Source organism: Streptomyces ruber, from assembly GCF_014648075.1.
GTDB classification, from domain to species: domain Bacteria; phylum Actinomycetota; class Actinomycetes; order Streptomycetales; family Streptomycetaceae; genus Streptomyces; species Streptomyces ruber.
Genome location: NZ_BMQK01000007.1, coordinates 123,249 through 144,065, shown reverse-complemented (window position 1 = coordinate 144,065; position 20,817 = coordinate 123,249). Strand labels below are relative to the sequence as shown.

The 20,817-nt window shown below is 71.4% G+C and carries 17 protein-coding genes and 1 riboswitch; of the genes, 8 read left to right on the top strand and 9 right to left on the bottom strand.

The features are described 5' to 3' along the window. Positions 1-271 precede the first annotated feature (271 nt). The 5 genes from IEZ04_RS17665 (at position 272) to IEZ04_RS17645 (ending at position 7,443) form a co-directional block, all read left to right on the top strand. Entirely contained in the window at positions 272-1,534 is a 1,263-nt protein-coding gene (locus tag IEZ04_RS17665) for a sensor histidine kinase (protein ID WP_189217851.1), read from the top strand. A 133-nt stretch (positions 1,535-1,667) separates the two neighbouring features. Continuing rightward, positions 1,668-3,014 (top strand): sensor histidine kinase, encoded by a 1,347-nt coding sequence (locus tag IEZ04_RS17660; RefSeq protein ID WP_189217850.1) that lies wholly within the window; start codon positions 1,668-1,670, stop codon positions 3,012-3,014. Positions 3,015-3,379: 365 nt separating this feature from the next. Next, positions 3,380-4,039: a response regulator transcription factor gene (locus IEZ04_RS17655; RefSeq protein WP_506004863.1), complete on the top strand. Its 660-nt coding sequence runs from the start codon at positions 3,380-3,382 to the stop codon at positions 4,037-4,039. A 388-nt stretch (positions 4,040-4,427) separates the two neighbouring features. Continuing rightward, positions 4,428-6,371: a 2-oxoacid:acceptor oxidoreductase subunit alpha gene (locus tag IEZ04_RS17650; RefSeq protein WP_189217848.1), complete on the top strand. Its 1,944-nt coding sequence runs from the start codon at positions 4,428-4,430 to the stop codon at positions 6,369-6,371. After that, complete coding sequence (locus tag IEZ04_RS17645; RefSeq protein WP_189217847.1) at positions 6,364-7,443, top strand: 2-oxoacid:ferredoxin oxidoreductase subunit beta; 1,080 nt, start codon at positions 6,364-6,366, stop codon at positions 7,441-7,443. The genes IEZ04_RS17650 and IEZ04_RS17645 overlap by 8 nt, the downstream gene beginning before the upstream one ends. Before the next feature lie 128 nt (positions 7,444-7,571). Here the strand turns inward: IEZ04_RS17645 and IEZ04_RS17640 are convergent, their stop codons facing one another. Then, entirely contained in the window at positions 7,572-7,976 is a 405-nt protein-coding gene (locus IEZ04_RS17640) for a winged helix-turn-helix transcriptional regulator (RefSeq protein WP_189217846.1), read from the bottom strand. Between the two features lie 92 nt (positions 7,977-8,068). Between IEZ04_RS17640 and IEZ04_RS17635 the strand changes: the two genes are divergently transcribed. Further along, positions 8,069-8,923, top strand: a complete 855-nt coding sequence (locus IEZ04_RS17635; protein ID WP_189217845.1) for an SDR family oxidoreductase — start codon at positions 8,069-8,071, stop codon at positions 8,921-8,923. A gap of 204 nt (positions 8,924-9,127) precedes the next feature. After that, entirely contained in the window at positions 9,128-10,243 is a 1,116-nt protein-coding gene (gene rarD / locus IEZ04_RS17630; protein WP_189217844.1) for an EamA family transporter RarD, read from the top strand. Here rarD and IEZ04_RS17625 read toward each other — a convergent pair. The 5 genes from IEZ04_RS17625 to IEZ04_RS17605 form a co-directional block, all read right to left on the bottom strand. Further along, positions 10,231-10,974, bottom strand: coding sequence for a hypothetical protein (locus tag IEZ04_RS17625; protein ID WP_189217843.1), 744 nt, complete (start codon positions 10,972-10,974; stop codon positions 10,231-10,233). The genes rarD and IEZ04_RS17625 overlap by 13 nt on opposite strands. Positions 10,975-11,173: 199 nt before the next feature. Next, positions 11,174-12,118, bottom strand: a complete 945-nt coding sequence (locus IEZ04_RS17620; RefSeq protein WP_189217842.1) for an ABC transporter permease — start codon at positions 12,116-12,118, stop codon at positions 11,174-11,176. Beyond that, positions 12,105-13,091 carry an ABC transporter ATP-binding protein gene (locus IEZ04_RS17615; protein WP_189217990.1) on the bottom strand — a complete coding sequence of 329 codons (987 nt, stop codon included), beginning with the start codon at positions 13,089-13,091 and terminating at the stop codon, positions 12,105-12,107. Before IEZ04_RS17615 ends, IEZ04_RS17620 begins: the two co-directional genes overlap by 14 nt. A gap of 88 nt (positions 13,092-13,179) precedes the next feature. Then, a complete protein-coding gene (locus tag IEZ04_RS17610) occupies positions 13,180-14,496 on the bottom strand; it encodes a LolA family protein (protein WP_189217841.1) in 1,317 nt (438 codons plus the stop codon). 242 nt (positions 14,497-14,738) lie between these two features. Continuing rightward, positions 14,739-15,749: a polyprenyl synthetase family protein gene (locus tag IEZ04_RS17605; protein WP_189217840.1), complete on the bottom strand. Its 1,011-nt coding sequence runs from the start codon at positions 15,747-15,749 to the stop codon at positions 14,739-14,741. Positions 15,750-16,351: 602 nt separating this feature from the next. Beyond that, positions 16,352-16,541, top strand: a riboswitch (cyclic di-AMP (ydaO/yuaA leader). Between the two features lie 3 nt (positions 16,542-16,544). Between IEZ04_RS17605 and IEZ04_RS17600 the strand changes: the two genes are divergently transcribed. Continuing rightward, a complete protein-coding gene (locus tag IEZ04_RS17600) occupies positions 16,545-17,258 on the top strand; it encodes a transglycosylase SLT domain-containing protein (protein ID WP_189217839.1) in 714 nt (237 codons plus the stop codon). Positions 17,259-17,286: 28 nt separating this feature from the next. On the opposite strand, the gene IEZ04_RS17595 is transcribed toward IEZ04_RS17600, so the two are convergent. The 3 genes from IEZ04_RS17595 to IEZ04_RS17585 form a co-directional block, all read right to left on the bottom strand. Further along, positions 17,287-18,096, bottom strand: a complete 810-nt coding sequence (locus tag IEZ04_RS17595; protein ID WP_189217838.1) for an HAD family hydrolase — start codon at positions 18,094-18,096, stop codon at positions 17,287-17,289. A 128-nt stretch (positions 18,097-18,224) separates the two neighbouring features. Further along, positions 18,225-19,460 (bottom strand): FAD-dependent oxidoreductase, encoded by a 1,236-nt coding sequence (locus IEZ04_RS17590; RefSeq protein WP_189217837.1) that lies wholly within the window; start codon positions 19,458-19,460, stop codon positions 18,225-18,227. Between the two features lie 103 nt (positions 19,461-19,563). Beyond that, the gene (locus IEZ04_RS17585) at positions 19,564-20,808 is read right to left on the bottom strand and encodes a carboxylate--amine ligase (RefSeq protein WP_189217836.1); all 1,245 of its coding nucleotides are present in this window, start codon (positions 20,806-20,808) and stop codon (positions 19,564-19,566) included. Between the last annotated feature and the right edge of the window lie 9 nt (positions 20,809-20,817).

The following is a 20,817-nucleotide window of genomic DNA, read 5'->3' as shown; positions in this document are numbered from 1 at the left end:
TGACAGGCCCCGTGTCCTGGTGTGTGCGGTGCGCCTGGTGCGGGTTCCGCACCCCGGTACGCCGCGTTCGACGATCTGTACGCACGGGAGTCTAGGCCCTGCTAAAGAGACGGTAAGCATCCCGTCACGGCCCGACATCCGGTTGCCGTCCCGATGTGCCTGGGCGCGCCCGCAAGGAAGCGGCGGTGCCGTCGGGGGTGGGGTTCTCCCCAGGACGGACGGGCGGCCCACCTCATGGCGCGACCGGGGGCGGGCAGGCACTCTGTGGGGCATGACCGCTCTCCCTGCCGGCCCCACCACCGACGTCGACGACGCGCCCACCCGTCCGCGGAGCCCCGCGCGCGGGCGGCCGGCGTCCGGCGGCCGTAGGACGGGCAGCCCGACGGCGTCCGCTCCGCTGCCGCCGGCCCGGTTCGCGTTCGAGGCGCGGACCTGGAAGGAGACAGCCCATCTCCTCGTCAATCTGCCGGTGACGCTGCTCGGGTTCACGTACGCGGTGACCGCGCTGTCCACCGGAGCTGCCCTGACGGTGACCGTGATCGGCTTCCCTCTGCTCGCGGCCGCGCTGATGGGTGCCCGGCTCCTGGGCAGGCTGGAGCGCGCGCGGGCGCGGGCGCTGCTCGGGGTACGGGTGGAAGAGCCGAGTCCGCTGCCGTTGCGCCGCGGCGGCGGGTTCTTCGCGTGGTTGCGGATGGCCGTGAAGGACCCGGTGGGCTGGCGCGCGATGCTCTACGAGCTGACGCGGCTGCCCTGGGGCGTCGTGACGTTCACCGTGACGCTCGTGTCGCTGTTCGTGCTGTGGCCGGTGCTGCCGTTCATCGTGCGCGGGCTGACGAACGTGGACCGGGCCATGGTGCGTGGCCTGCTGTCCCCCTCCGAGGCCCTGGAACGCCGTATCGCGGAACTGGAGTCCGACCGGGGGATCGTCGTCGACACCGCCGCCGCCGACCTGCGGCGCATCGAACGCGACCTGCACGACGGCGCGCAGGCCCGGCTGGTCAACCTCGCCATGGGGCTCGGGCTCGCCAAGGAGAAGCTGCTGGAGGACCCCGACTCGGCGGCGGCGATGGTCGAGGAGGCGCACGGCGAGGTGAAGCTGGCGCTCCAGGAGTTGCGTGACCTCGCGCGCGGGATCCATCCGGCGGTGCTGACCGACCGGGGGCTGGACGCGGCGCTGTCCTCGGTGGCGTCCCGTTGCACGGCGCCCGTGGAGGTCTCCGTCGACCTGGAGACGCGGCCTGCCGCCGCCATCGAGGGCATCGCGTACTTCACGGTCTCCGAGCTCCTGCAGAACGTCAGCAAGCACAGCGGGGCCCGCTCCGCCGCCGTGGACGTGTGGCGCGCCGACGACCGGCTGCTCATCCAGGTCCGGGACGACGGGAAGGGGGGCGCCGACCTGGACGGCGGCACGGGCCTGGCGGGGCTCGCGGAGCGGCTCGGCGCGGTGGACGGCCTGTTCGTCGTCGAGTCGCCGGAGGGCGGCCCGACCACGGTGACGGCGGAGCTGCCGTGGCGGGACCGGGACCGGAGGTAGGTAGGGAAAACCCCCGTTCCAAGACGCCGATGGCCTCCATAGTCCGTTCGTCGTGGCTCCAGCACTGTGGAACCGCATCACGGCAGCCCAGGCGAGATCCGAGTGCGGATCAGGGGAGAAACGGACGAGGACGATGGCCACGGAGTATGGAAGCGGATACGGGAACTGGCGCGACCCCGAGGTCTTGGAGGAGCGACCGCACCGGTTCCCGGCGGTATTGCGGGCACCGTTCGAGGCGCGCAGCCGGCTGGAGTTCTGCCATGTGCTGCTGAGCCTGCCGATCGCCGTCCTGATGTTCACGTACGCCGTGACCATGGTGTCGGTCGGCGCCGGCCTGCTGATCACCTTCCTCGGCGTGCCGGTGCTCGCCGCCGCTCTGGCGGGCTGCCGGGGGTTCGGCGCGCTGGAGCGCGCGCGGGCGCGCGGGCTGCTCGGCATGACGGTGACCGAGCCGGAGCCGTTGCGGGTCAAGGGCTCCGGGGCCATGGCGTGGACGGGCGCCGTCCTCAGGAGCGGCACCTCGTGGCGGCACGTGCTGTACGCGGTCCTGTTCCTGCCGTGGGCGGTGTTCTCGTTCTCGGTGGCGCTGCCCCTGTGGATCACCGGGTGGGCGCTGCTGACGTATCCGCTCTGGTTCTGGGTGTTCCCGACGTGGGCGGGGCAGGGCGGTATACAGCTGTACGGTGACGAGACGCACAGCGTGTATCTGGACAACCCTTTCGAGCTCACCGTGACGGCCGGTATCGGACTGCTGGTCACGCTGGCCACCCCGTGGATCGTGCGGGCGCTGACGATGGTGGACCGGCTGCTGGTGCACGGGTTGCTGGGGCCGTCCTGGCTGGCGACGCGCGTGGTGGAGCTGGAGTCGGACCGAGGGGTCGTCGTCGACACCGCCGCCGCCGACCTGCGGCGCATCGAACGCGACCTGCACGACGGCGCGCAGGCCCGGCTGGTGGCGCTGGCCATGGACCTGGGACTCGCGAAGGAGAAGCTGGCCGAGGACCCGGAGGCCGCGGCACGCATGGTGGACGAGGCCCACGGTGAGGTGAAGACCGCGCTACAGGAACTGCGTGACCTCGCGCGCGGGATCCATCCGGCGGTGCTGACCGACCGTGGACTGGACGCGGCACTGTCCTCGGTGGCGTCGCGGTGTGCGGTCCCGGTGGAGGTGGACGTGGACCTGCCGGTCCGGCCGTTGCCGGCGATCGAGGGCATCGCGTACTTCACGGTGTCGGAGCTGCTCCAGAACGTCAGCAAGCATGCGCGGGCCACTCGGGCGACCGTGGACGTGTGGAAGGTGGACGACCGGCTGCTGCTCCAGGTCATGGACGACGGGGTGGGCGGCGCCGAGGTGTCCGGCGGATCCGGCCTGGCGGGGCTGGCCGAGCGGTTGGACGCGGTCGACGGGGTCCTGGTGGTGGATTCGCCCCGGGGCGGGCCCACTCGGGTGACGGCGGAGCTGCCCTGGCGCAGGGGGTGAGATCGCACTCGTTCTGGGTCGAACTCGGTCTCGATCCCGGCCTCGGTCCCGGTCACGCTCGGTCCCGGTCACGCTCGGTCCCGGTCACGCTCGGTCCCGGCCTCGATCCCCGTCGACGACCTCGGCCTCGGTCCCGGTCCCGGCCTCGGCCTCGGCCTCGGCGCACAGCGTGCCCGGTTCGGTGCTCGTACGCGTCCTCCGTCCGTGCGGTTCGTGCGGACGGAGGACGTTTCGCTGTCCCCTTCGCGGCGGGAATCACGAGTTATCCACAGGCCCCGTGGGAAGCGGCGGATCGCGGGATACTGATGTGCCGGGGAGGCGTCGGACACACAGGGCTCGGGGGGCCGGAAATCGTGGAAAACAGGGTGCGCGTTGTCATCGCCGAGGATTCGGTGCTGCTCCGTGAGGGGCTGACCCGGCTGTTGACCGACCGCGGCCACGAGGTCGTGGCGGGTGTGGGCGACGGGGAGGCGCTGATCAAGACGATCACCGAACTGGCGGCGCAGGACGAGTTGCCGGATGTGGTGGTCGCGGACGTGCGGATGCCCCCGACGCACACGGACGAAGGCGTCAGAGCAGCGGTGCGGTTGCGTCGACGCCATCCCGGCCTGGGGGTGCTCGTGCTGTCGCAGTACGTGGAGGAGCAGTACGCCACCGAGTTGCTGGCCGGATCCAGTCGTGGGGTCGGCTATCTGCTGAAGGACCGGGTAGCCGAAGTGCGTGAGTTCGTCGACGCGGTGGCGCGGGTGGCCCGAGGAGGCACCGCGCTGGACCCGGAGGTGGTCGCGCAACTGCTCGGGCGCAGCCGGAAGCAGGACGTGCTCGCGGGACTCACCCCGAGAGAGCGGGAAGTGCTGGGCCTCATGGCCGAGGGGCGGACCAACTCGGCCATCGCCCGGCAGCTCGTGGTGAGCGACGGAGCCGTCGAGAAGCACGTCAGCAACATCTTCCTCAAGCTCGGCCTCTCGCCGAGCGACGGGGATCACCGGCGTGTCCTGGCAGTACTGACTTATCTGAACTCGTGACGGGCTGACACCGTGTCAGCGTTCGACGGTTCCCGGTCACCGGCCGACGCCGATCCGTCAACGGTGATCGCGGCCTTCCCGTCAGTGGCGGTCGGTGCCCTTCCGTCAGTGCCGGTCGTTGAACGTGTCAGCCGTCAGTGCCGGTCGTTGAACGTGTCAGCCGTCCGGGAGCCGTCGGACGAAGAACCGCAGGATGAGCGCGCAGCGTCTTCGGAGAAGCATCGGGGGGCGAGTAAATCGTGACAAGTCCGGGAGCCGAGCGGTCTCAGAGTTGTGTCCATTATGCGAGCATCCAGGGGAAGTCGACCCTTACAGACGTAGGGTTGACCGTGGGAAGGCCGGTGGGAGGGCCGCTCCCCGACAGCCGCCTCGAAGGAGGTCCAGTTCAGTGACCAGCCAGGTCAGCAGTCCAGAGGAGCAGCCAGGAGAGCAGGCCGACGAAGAAGTCGTCGTGGGGGAGCAGCGCGATCCGGCAGGCGTCAAGGACGTCCGCCGGCTGGACCGGGTGATCATTCGTTTCGCGGGTGATTCGGGTGACGGTATGCAGCTCACGGGCGACCGTTTCACCTCCGAGACCGCGTCCTTCGGCAATGACCTGTCGACGCTGCCGAACTTTCCCGCCGAGATCCGCGCCCCCGCCGGCACCCTGCCCGGCGTCTCGTCCTTCCAGCTCCATTTCGCCGACCACGACATCCTCACTCCGGGCGACGCGCCGGACGTGCTGGTCGCCATGAACCCGGCGGCCCTGAAGGCCAACCTCGCCGACCTGCCCCGCGGCGCGGAGATCATCGTCAACACCGACGAGTTCACCCGGCGGGCGTTGCAGAAGGTCGGATACACCGCCAGTCCCCTGGAGGACGGTTCCCTCGCCGGCTACAGCCTCCATCCGGTGCCGTTGACGACGCTGACCGTGGAGTCGCTGAAGGACTTCGCCCTCAGCCGCAAGGAGGCCGAGCGCAGCAAGAACATGTTCGCGCTGGGCCTGTTGTCGTGGATGTACCACCGTCCCACGGAGGGCACCGAGCGGTTCCTGCGGACCAAGTTCGCGAGGAAGCCGGACATCGCCGCCGCGAACATCGCCGCGTTCCGGGCGGGCTGGAACTTCGGTGAGACCACCGAGGACTTCGCCGTCTCCTACCAGGTGGCGCCGGCCGCGCAGGCGTTCCCGGTGGGCACCTACCGCAACATCTCCGGGAACCTGGCGCTGTCCTACGGGCTGATCGCCGCTTCCCGACAGGCGGATCTGCCGCTCTACCTGGGTTCCTACCCGATCACTCCGGCCTCCGACATTCTGCACGAGCTGAGCCGGCACAAGAACTTCGGCGTGCGCACCTTCCAGGCCGAGGACGAGATCGCCGGCATCGGTGCCGCGCTGGGTGCCGCCTTCGGCGGGTCGCTGGCGGTGACCACCACCTCCGGGCCCGGGGTGGCGCTCAAGAGCGAGACCATCGGGCTGGCGGTCTCCCTGGAGCTGCCGCTGCTGGTCGTGGACATCCAGCGCGGCGGTCCGTCCACCGGACTGCCGACCAAGACCGAGCAGGCCGACCTGCTGCAGGCGATGTTCGGTCGCAACGGCGAGGCCCCGGTGCCGGTGGTGGCCCCGCGCACTCCGGCCGACTGTTTCGACGCGGCGCTGGAGGCGGCCCGTATCGCGCTGGTCTACCGCACCCCGGTGTTCCTGCTGTCCGACGGCTACCTGGCCAACGGTTCCGAGCCGTGGCGCATCCCGGACCTGGACGAACTGCCGGATCTGCGGGTGCGGTTCGCGCAGGAGCCGAACCACACCCTGGAGGACGGCGGCACGGCCTTCTGGCCCTACAAACGCGATCCCGAGACCCTGGCCCGGCCCTGGGCCATTCCCGGCACCCCGGGTCTGGAGCACCGGATCGGCGGCATCGAGAAGCAGGACGGCACCGGCAACATCTCCTACGACCCGGCCAACCACGACTTCATGGTCCGCACCCGGCAGGCCAAGATCGACGGTATCGAGGTGCCCGACCTCACCGTCGACGACCCGCACCGGGCCGCCACGCTGGTGCTCGGCTGGGGCTCGACCTACGGGCCGATCACTGCGGCGGTACGGCGCCTGCGCGCGGCCGGGAAGCCCGTCGCCCAGGCACATCTGCGCCACCTCAACCCCTTCCCGAGGAATCTCGGCACGGTGCTGGAGCGTTACGACAAGGTAGTGATCCCCGAGATGAACCTCGGTCAGCTCGCCACGCTGATCCGGGCCAGGTACCTGGTGGACGCCCAGTCGTACACCCAGGTCAACGGCATGCCGTTCAAGGCCGAACAGCTCGCCACGGCTCTCAAGGAGGCCATCGATGGCTGAGACGTCCAGGGAAGGGACCGGCACGTTCGAGGCACTCGCGCTCGTGCCCAAGGCCGTGGCCAAGCAGTCCATGAAGGACTTCAAGTCCGATCAGGAGGTGCGCTGGTGCCCCGGTTGCGGTGACTACGCCGTCCTCGCGGCCGTCCAGGGCTTCATGCCCGAGCTGGGTCTGGCCAAGGAAAACATCGTCTTCGTCTCGGGCATCGGCTGCTCGTCCCGGTTCCCGTACTACATGAACACGTACGGCATGCACTCCATCCACGGCCGGGCCCCCGCCATCGCGACCGGCCTGGCCACCTCTCGCCGGGACCTGAGCGTGTGGGTGGTCACGGGCGACGGCGACGCGCTCTCCATCGGCGGCAACCACCTGATCCACGCCCTGCGGCGCAACGTCAACCTGAAGATCCTGCTGTTCAACAACCGGATCTACGGCCTCACCAAGGGGCAGTACTCGCCGACCTCGGAGGTCGGGAAGATCACGAAGTCGACACCGATGGGCTCGCTGGACGCGCCGTTCAACCCGGTGTCGCTGGCGATCGGGGCGGAGGCGTCGTTCGTGGCGCGAACGGTGGACTCCGACCGCAAGCACCTGACGGAGGTGCTGCGGCAGGCCGCGGCGCACCCCGGCACGGCGCTGGTGGAGATCTACCAGAACTGCAACATCTTCAACGACGGCGCCTTCGAGGTCCTCAAGGACAAGCAGCAGGCCGAGGAGGCCGTGATCCGCCTGGAGCACGGCCGGCCGATCCGCTTCGGCGGTGGGGGCGCCAAGGGCGTCGTACGGGATCCCGCGACCGGCGACCTGAAGGTGGTCACGGTGACCCCGCAGAACGAGGCGCAGGTACTGGTGCACGACGCGCACGCACCGTCCCCGACGACGGCGTTCGCCCTGTCCCGTCTGGCCGACCCGGACACACTGCACCACACACCGATCGGCGTCCTCCGCAATGTGGACCGGCCGGTGTACGACACCAGGATGGCCGACCAGCTGGACACCGCCATCGAGCAGAACGGCAAGGGCGACCTGGCCGCGCTGCTGGCGGGCGGGGACACCTGGACGGTCGTGGGCTAGCGCCGCACCGGTCGGTGCGCCGGGGGTGCGGAAGGGCGTCGATGCCGTACGGAAGGCCGGTCCGTACGGCACCCGGCTCCCGCACGCCCCGCCTCCCGCACGCCCCGCCTCTCCACGCCCCCTCCGCCCTACGCCCCGGCTCCCGACCTCGCGCGGAGCCGATCGCGCGTCGCGTCGTAGGCGTCCCGTGCCTTCTGCACCTCGCCCATCCGTTCCTGGGTCCAGTTCGCCAGGGCGCGGACCTGTTCGGCGGCCTCCCGGCCCAGGTCCGTGAGCGAGTAGTCGACCCGCGGGGGGATCACCGGCTTGGCGTCGCGGTGGACCAGGCCGTCGCGTTCCAGGGTCTGCAGCGTCTGCGTGAGCATCTTCTCGCTGACCCTGCCGATCGCCCGGCGCAGCTCGCTGAAGCGGTGCGGGCGGTCCAGGAGGGCCATCAGGACCAGCACGCCCCAGCGGCTCGTGACGTGTTCGAGGACGAGGCGGTGCGGGCACATCGCCTCGTCCGCGGCGACCGACTCTACACTTACCTTCATACCAGTACCTTACCTCGAAGTGGGTACTTTCGATTAGTTAGCGCTCCGCCTATGGTGAGTGGCAGAGCCACCCCACAAGGAGATGTCTGACCATGAGCATCGTCGTCACCGGAGCCACCGGGAACCTCGGCCGTTTCGTCGTCGAAGGACTGCTGGAGAAGGTCCCGGCCGAGCAGATCACCGCCGTCGTACGGAACCGGGAGAAGGCCGCCGACCTCGCCGCCCGCGGCGTCCGGATCGCGGTCGCGGACTACAACGACCCCGCGTCCCTGGACGGCGTCTTCTCGGCCGGTGACAAGGTGCTGCTCATCTCGGGCAGCGAGGTCGACAGGGACCGCGTGGGCCAGCACAGGACCGTGATCGACGCCGCCGGGACGGCGGGGGTCGCGCTCCTCGCCTACACCAGCGCGCCCGGCAGCCTCAAGGCCGCGCTCGCCGACGCCCACCGCGGCACCGAGGAGATCCTCCTGTCGTCGGGGCTGCCGTACGTCCTGCTGCGCAACGGCTGGTACAACGAGAACTACACCGAGCGGCTCGCCCCCGTCCTGGAGCACGGCGCCGTCGTCCAGGCCGCCGGCGAGGGCCGCGTCGCCTCCGCCTCGCGCGCCGACTACGCGGCCGCCGCCGTCGCCGTCCTGACCGGCGAGGGGCACGAGGGCAGGACGTACGAGCTGAGCGGTGACGTCGCCTGGAGCTTCGGCGAGTACGCCGCCGAGCTGAGCAGGCAGACCGGCCGGGAGATCACCTACAACCCGGTGTCCGAGGAGGACTACGTCGGCATCCTGACCGGCGCGGGGCTGCCCGAGCCGGTCGCCGGGGTCCTGGCGGGCGTGGAGGTCTCCATCGCGAAGGGTGAGCTGGCCGGTACCAGCGGCGACCTGTCCCGGCTGACCGGCCGCCCGACCACGCCGATCTCCGAGTCCATCGCCGCGGCGCTCAAGAGCTGACCTTCCGGCACCGGGTCCGAAGGGGGCCCCGCCGGGCAGGGGGCGGACCGTCCCCTCCGCCTCGCACCTCCTGGCCCCCGCCTCCTGACTCCCCGGCCCCCGCCTGTCACGACCGTATGGCGATACGGACATGACAGGCGGGGGCTCCCGGCGTTACCTTCGTCCCGGCCGTGCGTGACCGCCGGCCGTGAGAAGGAGGAACCGTTGACCGGGCAGTCGAAGCGTGAGCACCGAGCGGGTCTGCTGAACGGTTTCGCCGCGTACGGGATGTGGGGGCTCGTGCCCCTCTTCTGGCCGCTCCTGAAGCCGTCCGGCGCCATCGAGATCCTGGCCCACCGTATGGTCTGGTCCCTCGTTCTCGTCGGCGTCGCCCTGCTGGTGCTGCGCCGCTGGGCCTGGGCCGGCGAACTGCTGCGGCAACCGCGCCGGCTGGGCCTGGTGGCGATCGCGGCCGTGGTCATCACGGTCAACTGGGGCGTCTACATCTGGGCCGTCAACGCCGGACACGTGGTCGAGGCGTCACTCGGGTACTTCATCAATCCGCTCGTCACCATCGCCCTCGGTGTGCTGGTGCTCAAGGAACGGCTGAGGCCCGTGCAGTGGGCGGCGGTCGGTGTCGGTCTCGCCGCCGTCCTGGTCCTCGCCCTCGGTTACGGCAGGCCGCCGTGGATCTCCCTCTGCCTCGCCTTCTCCTTCGCCGCGTACGGCCTGGTGAAGAAGAAGGTCAACCTCGGCGGGGTCGAGTCGCTGGCCGCCGAGACCGCCGTCCAGTTCCTGCCCGCGCTGGCCTACCTGCTGTGGCTGGGCGCGCAGGGCCGGTCCACCTTCGGCACCGAGGGCGCGGGGCACGCCGCGCTGCTCGCCGCGACCGGTGTCGTGACCGCGCTGCCGCTCGTCTGCTTCGGCGCGGCCGCGATCCGGGTGCCGCTGTCCACGCTGGGGCTGCTGCAGTACCTGGCGCCCGTCTTCCAGTTCCTGCTGGGCGTCCTGTACTTCCACGAGGCCATGCCGCCGGAGCGCTGGGCGGGCTTCTCGCTGGTCTGGCTGGCACTGGTCCTGCTGACCTGGGACGCGTTGCGCACGGCGCGGCGCGCGGCCCGGAACCTCAGCGCGGCCGCGGACGCGGCGCAGGGGGCCGGTGGTGCTGAGGGTGTGGGCGCGGTCTCCCCGGACGCGGGCGCCCCAAGCGCGGCGTCTGGTGTGACTTCCGGTGTGACCTCCAGTGTGGCGTCTGGTGCGCCCTCCGTAGGCCCGGCCGTGGGCCCGGCCGTCGGTCCGGCCGTCGGTCCGGCCGCGGGGACATGCCGTCAGGAGTCGTGAAGGTGGCGCCGCGGCGCGCCACCGGCGGCACGGGCCCGTTCGGTGAGGCGGCCCATGCGGGCGCGCGCCGACAGGAGTTGCTCGATGTCGTCGGCCGCGGGACCCGTGCCGGCCGCGAGCTCCGTCCATACGCCGATGAGCTCACCGCCCAGCAGCAGCCCGGTCGACGGATCGCGGACGGCGCGCCAGGCCGCGGCCGCGCTCTGCACGTGCCCGTAGGCGGCGCGAGGGTCGTCAAGGCGGTGGCGGATCCGCGCGAGGTCCAGTGAGAGGCGGAAGGATCTGAGCGGGTCGCCGGCCAGGTAGGCGACGTAAGCGGTCAGCTCGCTCAGCCGCAGCGCCTCGGGATGCTCCTGACCGGCCGTTCGCACCGCCCGGTCCAGCGTCGTCTCGGCCAGCTCGAGGGCCTCCGCTATGCGCCCTGTCCTGACGGCCTCGTTGATGCGGCCGATCCGAGCCGCGAGCGGTGAGGGCGCAGTCGCACCGCTACCGCCCGTCTCGGCGCCGTCCACCCCGCAGCCGTTCACCACCGCCTCGGCGACCGCGAACTCCCGTATCGGCGCGGGCCTGCGCCCCGGGTCGGTCTCCCGTTCCGGCTCCGGGAACATACCGAGCCCGAGCCCGAGCCCGAGCCCGGGCCCTGACCCCGGCCCCGGTCCTGGCCCCGGTCCCGGGGGCAGGCGGCCCGCCCGGTCGCGCTCTTGTCCCTGTTCGCGGCCGGGTCGGTTCATCGTTCCCACCCTCAGCGTCGGTTTCGGTGTCGGCGTCGTGTGTCGAGTGGCGTCGTGTCGCCTACGACAGTCGAGTCTCTCCGCTCACCTCCACTGCGTGCGTCACCATGACGTCACAAGCTCGTCCCAAAGCCCCAGGTGTCGCATACTGGCGCCGTGCCGAGAACGGCCCCCACATCGTCGTTCCCGTCGGCGCCTGTCACGCCGTCACGTCCCGTGAAGTGAACCGCGCCCATGCCGCCGAACCGAAGACCGCCGCGTAGACCACCTGGAGTCCCAGGTTGCGCAGCAGGTCGTCCCAGTGGACGGGGTCCCGCAGCAGATCCGCGAACGACAGCCAGTAGTGCGAGAAGAAGTACGGCTGGAGAGCGTCCAGCTGCGGGAGCTGGTCGAGGATCTGCACCGTGATCAGCAGCCCGACCGTGGTGGCCATCGCGGCGATGCCGCTGTTGGTCATGGTCGACACGAACAGCCCGAGGGCGGCCACTCCGAGCAGCGACGCGGCCACCACCAAGGCGATCAACAACGCCCGGCCGAGCCCTTCCGCCAGTCCTATGCGCGTTCCGGAGATCGTCGTGACGTCGCCGAGCGGGAAGAGCAGGGCGCCCACGGCGAGCGCCGAGGCCGCCACCACCAGCGTCGCCACCAGGCAGAACACCGCCGTGGTCGCGTACTTGACGAGCAGCAGCCGGGCCCGGCCGGCCGGGGCGACCAGCAGGTAGCGCAGCGTCCCCGCGTTCGCCTCGCCCGCGATCGCGTCCCCGGCGATCACCCCGATCGCCATCGGGAGGAAGAACGGCAGCGTCGCGGCGAGGGCCGTGAAGACCAGGAACAGTCCGTTGTTGGTGATCTGCGCGATGAACGCCGGACCCTCGCCCCCCGCGCCGCCGGCCGACGAGCCGTCCCCCGTCTCGATCTTCACGGCCACGCCCACCAGAACCGGTACGGCCGCGAGCACGCCCAGCAGCGCGAGCGTGCGCCAGCGTCGGAAGGTGGTGACGAGTTCGCTGCGCAGCAGCCCGAGGCTCCACCAGGGACTCGGCGTACGGGCGGGGGCCGGGTGAACACCGCCGGTCGGTCCGACCGGACCGACCGGACCGACCGGACCGACCGTTCCCGTGCTCCCGGTCTCAGCGCTCGACATCGAAGCCCTCTCCCGTCAGCGCCACGAACGCGTCTTCCAGGGAGGCCCGTTCCACCCCGAAGCCGCGTACACGCACCCCGGCCGCCACCAGCGCGGCGGTGAGGTCGGCCGGCTCGCCGTCCGGCGGCTCACCCGTCACCCTGCCCTCCTCCACCACGATGTCGCCGATCCCCCGCTCCTTGAGCACCCGGGCCGCGTCCCCGGCGTCCGGTGTCGTCACGACCAGCCGCCCGCGCGCCCCGGCCGCGAGGTCGGCCACCGGGCCCTGGACGATCAGCCGCCCCTGCGCCATCACGGCGGCGTGGGTGCACACCTGCTCGATCTCGTCCAGCAGGTGGGAGGAGAGGAAGACGGTCGTCCCGTCGGACGCCAGCTCCCTGATCAGGGCCCGGATCTCCCGCATGCCCTGCGGGTCGAGCCCGTTGGTCGGCTCGTCGAGGACGAGGAGCCGGCGCGGCTGGAGCAGTGCCGCCGCGAGGCCGAGGCGCTGCTTCATGCCCAGCGAGTACGCCTTCGCCTTCTTGCCCGCGGCGGCCGACAGGCCCACGCGGTCCAGCGCCGCCGCGACGCGCGTGCGCCGGGTCCGCGGGTCGGCGGTGGGGTCGGCCGCGTCGTACCGGGTCAGGTTGTCCCGCCCGGACAGGAAGCCGTACAGGGCAGGACCCTCGATGAGGGCGCCCACGTGCGGCAGTACGGCCCGGGAGGCGCCCGGCATCGGGCGGCCGAGTACCCGGGCCGTTCCCGAGGTGGGCTCGATCAGGCCCATCAGCATGCGGATGGTGGTCGTCTTGCCGGAGCCGTTCGGCCCGAGGAAGCCGAAGACGCTGCCCGCCGGAACGGCGAGGTCGAGCCGGTCGACGGCGAGCTGCCCGCCGCGGTAGCGCTTGGTGAGCGCGGTGGTGGCGATGACGGTCCCGTCCGGGCCCGTCTCGCCCGTGCTCGTTCCGCTCGCGTCCGTCCTGTCCGGAGCCACCGGGACCGGTGCTCGGACCGGGTCCGCGGCGGGCAGCTCCTCCACTTACGACCTCATTCCGCTCTCGGCCTGGACCGTCGGCCCGGCCTCACCGGTCCTCGTTCGCCACCTTCACCAGCGCGTCCTTGGTGACCGCACCGGCGTACGCCTTGCCGTCGTCCGTGACCAGCACGTTCACCAGACGCGTCGAGAAGACCGTGCCGGAGCCGAACTCGCCGCTGACCTCGTCGCCGAGGGAGTTCACGATGCCGTCGAGGTCGCCGTTGCCGGACGACTTCTCCGACAGCCCCTCGCCACCGGTGTCGAACGCGGCGACGGAGCTCCAGCCCTCGCCGATGACCTTCATGCCCTCCGGCCCCCCGGCGGCGGACTTCCCGCCCTGCCTCTGGTCCGGCTTCGGCAGCTGCCCGCTGTCCCGCGCCCCGGCGCCCTCCGGCGCGATGTCCTCCGCCTCGGTCACCTTGGCGCCCTTCGGCGGGGTGAAGTCGAAGGTGGCCGCGCTGGGCGCGGAGAAGTCGACCTTGGTGAAGCCCGCGTCGACGACGGCCGCCCCGCCGCTCGCCGGGGTGAGCGTGAACTTCAGCGGCAGCCCCGTCTCCGCGTCGACGGCGACGGATATCGCGCCGACCGTCGAGCCGGCCTGCTTCGGCTCGATGAGCAGCTTGTACGCGTCGCGGCCGGCGACCTGCGCGGTCCCGTCCACGCTGACGGACGTCGTGTCGTCGGCCGCCTTCAGCGCCTCCTCGGCCAGTTCCCTGGGCGTGGTGGGTACGTCCTCGGGCACGCTTCCGGACTTCCCGTGCGGCACGCCGTCGTCCGTACCGCCCTCCGTACCACTGTCCCCGCCGGTCGTGGTGCCGGCCGCCGCGCCGGTCGCGTGGTACACCTCGTTCGACCCGCTGTCGTACGCCCACACGTCGTCGCCGTTGTGGATCACGCTGTACTCGGCGGCCTCGTCCAGCAGCGACAGCTTCTGCTTGCCGGCCCCGTCGGCGGCCACGCGCACGGTGTGGGTGCCGGTGACGAGTTCCGTCAGCCGGGCGGACGGGTCGGCGGTGGACCCGCCCTCGGACCCGGCACGGCCGCCCGCGCCGAGGCTGCTCTCCAGTCCGCCCAGGTCGGGCAGTCCCAGATCGGTGCTGATCTTCACGGTGCCGGACAGCTGCTGCACGTCCGATGCGGCGATCTTCTCGATGAGCTCCTGGGCGGTGACCTCCGGGAGGTCGGGGTCGCCCGAGCCGGCGAAGGCGGGGACGAGGCCGATGGTCGCGGCCGCCACGCCCACCACCGTGACCGGAACGACGTACCGCGCGGCCCTGCGCCGTCCGCCGCGCACGTTCCCGGCCTCCGCGGTCCGCCCGGTCTCCCCGGTCGTCGCGCTGTCGTCGGATTTGAACGGTGCCATATGTGCCTTACCTCCGTAGTAGGCGGCGGCCAGGTCCTCGCACTGCGTCACATCGTCGTCCACCCCGAGCCGCCATTCTCACCCGAACCGGTGAGGAGTGGTGTTACCCATCCGACCAAATCGGCCAGCTGAATACGTCAGACCGCGGAATCAATTCCACGTACTGCTGAGGGATGACACAGGAAGGCGGCGCCCCCACCGCCCCGTAGGGGTCGTGGGGACGCCGCCCGGCTCCCGGCCGCTCAGCCGGCGCGGTGCACCACCGCGTCGCACAGTTCCACGAGCGCGCTCTTGGCGTCGCACTCCGGCAGCGGCGCCAGCGTCGCGTGCGCCTCCTCCGCGTACCGCACCGTGTCCCGCCGGGCCTGCTCCAGCGCCGGGTGCTCGCGCAGCCGGGTGAGCGCCTCGGCGTGGCGGTCGTCGTCGGACAGGTCGCCGTCCAGCAGCTCGCACAGCTCGACGTCCTCGGCCAGCCCCAGCCGTGCGGCCCGCTCCCGCAGCCGCAGCACCGGCATCGTGGGGACGCCCTCGCGCAGGTCGGTGCCCGGCGTCTTCCCCGACTCGCGCGACTCCGAGGCGATGTCCAGTACGTCGTCCGCCAGCTGGAAGGCGATGCCCAGCCGCTCCCCGTACTGCGTCAGCACGTCCACGACCGTCTCGTCGGCGCCGGACATCATCGCCCCGAACCGTCCGGAGACGGCCACCAGCGAGCCGGTCTTGCCGCCGAGGACGTCCAGGTAGTGCTCGATGGGGTCCCGTCCGTCACGCGGCCCGGCGGTCTCCAGGATCTGCCCGGTGACCAGCCGCTCGAACGCCTCGGCCTGGACGCGGACCGCCTCGGGCCCCAGGTCGGCCAGGACGTGCGAGGCACGGGCGAACAGGAAGTCCCCGGTCAGTACGGCGACGGAGTTGCCCCAGCGGGCGTTCGCGCTGGGCACGCCGCGGCGCACGTCCGCCTCGTCCATCACGTCGTCGTGGTACAGCGTGGCCAGATGCGTCAGCTCGACGACGACGGCGGAGGGCACGACTCCCGGCGCGTGCGGGTCCCCGAACTGCGCCGCGAGCATCACCAGCAGCGGCCGGAACCTTTTCCCGCCCGCGCGGAGGAGGTGCTGCGCGGCCTCCTGGATGAAGGGGACCTCGCTCTTCGTGGCCTCGAGCAAACCTTCCTCGACGGCCGTCAATCCGGCCTGGACATCGGCTTCCAGAGCCTGGTCCCGCACGCTCAGCCCGAACGGCTCGACGACGGTCACGAGGGGTCTCCTGTCTGCTGACGTCTGCTGACGGTCACACGGTCGGTCACGGTCTCAAGTTCGATGACACAGTTTGTCGATCTGTCGCTGTCATCACCCGAGTCAGCGTATCCGGTCACCTTTCGATCACCACGAGCGCCCACCGGTCCACCCCGGGCGGTATCGGCGCAGACCTGCCATGTTCTTGATCAGCTGATACGTACGGACATTGCACGACTTGTGCAGCTGCACCAGGTATGGGCAGGCATCGAATGATCACCTCCGGTGAACGCCGAACCCGTCCCGGGCGGCCGGTCCGGCTCGCGAGGCACACCTCCCCCAGGAAGCACCCCCGACTTGCCCATGCCCTTTTTCATGCCACCCGCTCCGTGAGTTGAGTCACACAGGAGCCACTTCGGCCGTACCCTTCGCCCTGCTCGTTTTTCCTTTGCAGAACGCAAGTTGAAATGGCCCGACCGGGCAGGAAGAAGCTGTTTCCCCTTGTGATCACCTACTCAAAGAAGCGCCCGTCACCCATTCAGTCTTGTTTTGTACGTGTGCTCTCGCATACGTTCGCGTCCGTTCGGGCGGATCGCCGAATCCTGCCACCGCCCGGGAACCGATCAACCGACTCACTCACGCAGGGCAGGAGCGGGGGACCCAGGCAAGCCGCCGGTCCGTGCCACGGACCGGCTAGGGGTGAAGCCGCGCACCGCACTCGTCGCTCGTCGTTCTCGCGCAGTGCCGTGCACGGCCGGGCACCTTTCCGCCCGAACCCGACAGCTCACCTCGCAGGCGCCGGAGAGGAAACGCGCCATGCCCGCACGAGGCAAGCACCGCCGCCACAGAACCAACCGGCTCACCCGAGGCATTCTCACCGTCACCGGAATCGGTACGGCCGCCGTCGCCCTCCCGCTCATGGGCGCGACGAGCGCGAGTGCCGCACAGCCGGCCCAGGCCCGGACCGCACCCCAGGCCGCCTCGCCGGCCTCCCCGACGTACACCGTGCTCGCGGGCGACACGCTCACCAGGATCGCGGACGAGCACGCCGTCGACGGCGGCTGGCGACAGCTGTACGAGGACAACCGCGCGGCCGTCGGTGACGACCCGGGGCTCATCCGCCCGGGCCTGGAGCTCACGGTCGGTGCGGCCGGGAAGTCCGGCACGGACACGGCGGCCGCGGTCACCCCCGCCTCCGTCCCGGCCTACGCCGACAACCTCGACGGCTGGATCCGCGAGGCGCTGGACGTCATGGCGCGGAACGGGATCCCGGGGACGTACGACGGCATCCACCGCAACATCATGCGCGAGTCGTCCGGCAACCCGCAGGCGATCAACAACTGGGACTCGAACGCCGCGGCGGGCACCCCTTCCAAGGGCCTGCTCCAGGTCATCGACCCGACGTTCGCCGCGTACCACGTCTCCGGCACGGTCTACGACCCGTACGACCCGGTCGCGAACATCGTGGCGGCCTGCAACTACGCCGCCGCTCGGTACGGCTCGATCGACAACGTCTTCGGCCCGTACTGATCCCGGCCGTCCGCACGGCTTCGGGCGCTCACCCCGGGAACAGGCGTTCCAGGACCACGGCGACCCCGTCCTCCTCATTGGACAGGGTCACCTCGTCCGCGACGGCCTTGAGCTCGGGGTGGGCGTCGGCCATGGCCACCCCGCGCGCGGCCCAGGCGAACATCGGGATGTCGTTCGGCATGTCGCCGAAGGCGACGGCCCGCGACGGACTCACCCCGAGCCGCCGGGCGGCCCGGTCCAGGCCCGTCGCCTTGGTGACGCCACATGGCTGAAGTTCGACGGTGCCGGGTCCCGACATGGTGACCGTCGCCAGGGAACCGACCACCGTGCGGGCCGCCGCCGTCAACTCGTCGTCACTCAGCGTGGGGTGGCGGAGCAGCACCTTGCTGATGGGCCGGCGCCAGAGCTCCGCACGCCGCCGCACCCGCACGGCGGGCAGCGACGGGTGGGACATCCGGTAGCCCGGCTCTATGAGGGTGAGCCCCTCCGCCCCGTCCTGGTCGACGGCCGCGTACACCTCCCCGACCTCGGCCTCGATCTTCTCCAGCGCGGTCTCCGCGAGATCCCTGTCCAGGGTGACGGACCACAGCAGCCGGTCCGTCCCGGCGTCGTACAACTGCGCGCCCTGCCCGCACACCGCAAGCCCTCTGCTGCCGAGTTCCCGCAGCAGAGGGCGGACGAGCGGTGCGGGCCGCCCCGTCGCGACCAGATGTCGCGCACCGGCGGCCGCGGCTCTGGCGAGGGCGGCACGCGATCTGCCGGAGAGTGTGTGGTCGCCGCGGAGCAGCGTCCCGTCCAGGTCCGTGGCGATGAGGGCGTATGCGGGGCGCGGCGTCATGATCAGAGAATACGGACCGGCGGGGCCCGTCCGTCCGGCGTGAACCGGACGTCGTCCCGTCCCGCCGCGCCCTCAACCTCCCGTCCGCGCCCGGCACTTCGCGCCCGCGTGCGCCGCACTCACGACGATCACCCGTGGGCAGCCGCCAGGTGCCCGGCCAGCCGCCGCGAGGCGAACTCCGTGCCGCACACGAAGCGCATCACCGGCCCGTACGAGGCCGCCGCCGGGAGCCCGGTGAAGTACAGCCCGGGCACCGACGAGCGGTATCCGGCCCCGAGCCTCGGCGTGCCACGGCTCACCGCCAGCTCCGTACGCAGCTCATGGCCGAGGAAGCCCATCGCCGCCAGGTCCACCCGGTACCCCGTGGCGGCGATCACGTGGTCGGCCGACATCTCCTCCGTACGCCCCTCATGGGTGCGCACCGCCAGCGTGGGCCGTCCGTCGATGCCGCCCGCGCGCACGATCCGCTCCACCTCCCTCACCTGTACCGCGCCCTCGAAGCGCTCGCGCAGCCACCATGCGCCCAGGGGTCCGAGCACCCGGCGCACGAGAAGGTGACGGGCGCCGGCGGGCAGTCGGCGGTAGGGGTGCGGGTAGTAGCTGAGCGCCCACAGGGACCAGGCCCGGCCGAACGGCGACTCGGGCCGGAACCTGGGCTGCCGCCAGGGCGGATCGCCGAAGGCCACCTTGCCGCGCCCGCGCGCGACCACCCGTACCCGCGCCCCGGCCTCCGCCGCCAGCACCGCCGTCTCCAGCGCGGACTGCCCGGCGCCGACCACGAGCAGTTCCCTGCCCGCGAACCGGGTCAGGTCGTGGTGCTGGGAACTGTGCGAGAGGGGCCCGGTGGGGGTCGGACCGTCGGGCGCGGCGCCCGCGAGTTCGGGCGGCAGGTGGGCGAGGCCGGACAGGCCGGTCGCCACCACGACGGCCCGCGCGGTGAACGACTCCCCCGAGTCCAGCTTGAGTTCGAACCCCCTGCCGTCCACCCCCGTGGCGGGCGTCCTCCTGCCGCCCGCGCGCCGGTCCACGGACACGACCCGCACCTGCTCCAGATCGGGCACCAGCCGCTGCTGGAACCACTCCCCGTAGGCGATGAACGTCTCCACGGGGATGACGTCCTCGTCCCTGGCCAGTCGCGGTATGCCCGCCGCGTCGCAGTAGTCGACGAGGGTGTGGCCGCTCTGCGGCGCGTCGATGGACGAGGCGGCCGGGGTGGACTTCAGGAGCATTCCCGCGGGCATGTGGTCCCGCCAGCTCACCATGGGCTCGCCGAAGACGCGTGTCGGGATGCCGCGTCCCCGCAGATGGGCGGCGGTGGACAGGCCGAACGGCCCGGCGCCGATCACTGCAACCGGATGAATCACGAAGTTCCCTCCCCGGAACCGAACGCGATGAACACGATGGACGTGACGAACGGGCGAACGTGACGAACGCGATGGACACGGACACGATGAACGCGCGATGTGCCTACTTCGCGGCGGCGCCCGAGCCGCGGCGGCTGGTCCGCCAGAGCTGGTACAGATGCTTCGCACCCGGCCGCACCAAGCGGGCGAGCATCACGAGGGACGGCCGCAGGTCGTCCCTCGCGAACCAGGCCAGCTCGGTACCGCTGGCGCGGGCCGGGACGTGCGGTGTCGTGTAGCCGCTGCGCCGGTAGGCGAGCAGCGCGGGCAGGTCGATGTTCTCCACGACGTAGCGGCGGCCGACGAGCTGTTCCCCCTCCGGAACCGGCCGCCCGGTCAGATCGAGGTGCAGGGCGCGTACGACGTCGACCCCCGGCTCGTTCTCGAACAGCCGGAACTGCGCGCCCATGCGCGGATTGAAGTCGAGGAGCTTGTACCGCCCGTCCCTGCGGTCGAACCGCAGATCCAGGTCGACGATGCCGCTGAAGCCGATCTCCTTGACGAACCGTGCCGCGAGATCCGCGAGCTCCGGGTTGTCGACGATGTACGCGTGGGCGGTCATTCCCGCGTGCGGCGGCCACGACCGCACCTTCACCCCGGTGAACATGGCCAGCGGCGCCGACTCCGCGTCGAAGTACGCGTGCACGATCCAGTCCTCGGCGTCCTCCCGTGGCAGGTACTCCTGGAGGATCACGCCGGGCCGCTCCCCCCATTCCCGCGCCAGCCGCAGCAGTCCCTCCCGGGAGGCGATCCGGGTGGTGCCGTTCACCGCGGGGCGCGCGCGCCGCACGAAGGCCTCCCGGTTCTTGGCGACCACCGGGAAGCGCGCGGTCGTGGCGAACCGCTCGACGTCCTCGTACGATCTGGGGAAATGGGCCGCGGGGCTGGCGATCCCGTGCTGTGCGCACAGTTCGTGCAGTCCTTGCTTGCTGGCGAGGCGGCGCGGCAGTCCGGGCTCCACCCGCGGGAAGAGGAACCGCCCCGCCAGTTCCGCCTGGTGCTCGGCGACGAGCACGGCGGCCTCCTCGTCGGTCGGGACGAGCACCGTCGGCCGCCCGATTCTCCGTCCGATCCGCAGCAGTCCCGCCACGAGCCGCTCCGGCTCCTCCGTCCCCGTGGTCGGCCAGACGAAGGCCCGCTCCAGGTAGCGGGAGACGGCCGCGGGCGTGCAACGGTCCTCCGTGACGGCGTACATCGGCACGCCGAGCCGCCCCAGACTGCGGATCGCGCCCACGCCGCCGTGGTGCAGCGGATAGTTCCCGAACTTCACGATCAGCCCGGGCACGCCCCGGTCGACGTCCAACGACACACTCGAGCC

Excerpts from the sequence above, each read along its gene's own strand:
- IEZ04_RS17665 (WP_189217851.1), top strand. The coding sequence starts at position 272 with ATGACCGCTCTCCCTGCCGGCCCCACCACCGACGTCGACGACGCGCCC.
- IEZ04_RS17660 (WP_189217850.1), top strand. The coding sequence starts at position 1,668 with ATGGCCACGGAGTATGGAAGCGGATACGGGAACTGGCGCGACCCCGAG.
- IEZ04_RS17645 (WP_189217847.1), top strand. The coding sequence starts at position 6,364 with ATGGCTGAGACGTCCAGGGAAGGGACCGGCACGTTCGAGGCACTCGCG.
- IEZ04_RS17640 (WP_189217846.1), bottom strand. The coding sequence starts at position 7,976 with ATGAAGGTAAGTGTAGAGTCGGTCGCCGCGGACGAGGCGATGTGCCCG.
- IEZ04_RS17635 (WP_189217845.1), top strand. The coding sequence starts at position 8,069 with ATGAGCATCGTCGTCACCGGAGCCACCGGGAACCTCGGCCGTTTCGTC.
- IEZ04_RS17625 (WP_189217843.1), bottom strand. The coding sequence starts at position 10,974 with ATGAACCGACCCGGCCGCGAACAGGGACAAGAGCGCGACCGGGCGGGC.
- IEZ04_RS17620 (WP_189217842.1), bottom strand. The coding sequence starts at position 12,118 with ATGTCGAGCGCTGAGACCGGGAGCACGGGAACGGTCGGTCCGGTCGGT.
- IEZ04_RS17610 (WP_189217841.1), bottom strand. The coding sequence starts at position 14,496 with ATGGCACCGTTCAAATCCGACGACAGCGCGACGACCGGGGAGACCGGG.
- IEZ04_RS17600 (WP_189217839.1), top strand. The coding sequence starts at position 16,545 with ATGCCCGCACGAGGCAAGCACCGCCGCCACAGAACCAACCGGCTCACC.
- IEZ04_RS17595 (WP_189217838.1), bottom strand. The coding sequence starts at position 18,096 with ATGACGCCGCGCCCCGCATACGCCCTCATCGCCACGGACCTGGACGGG.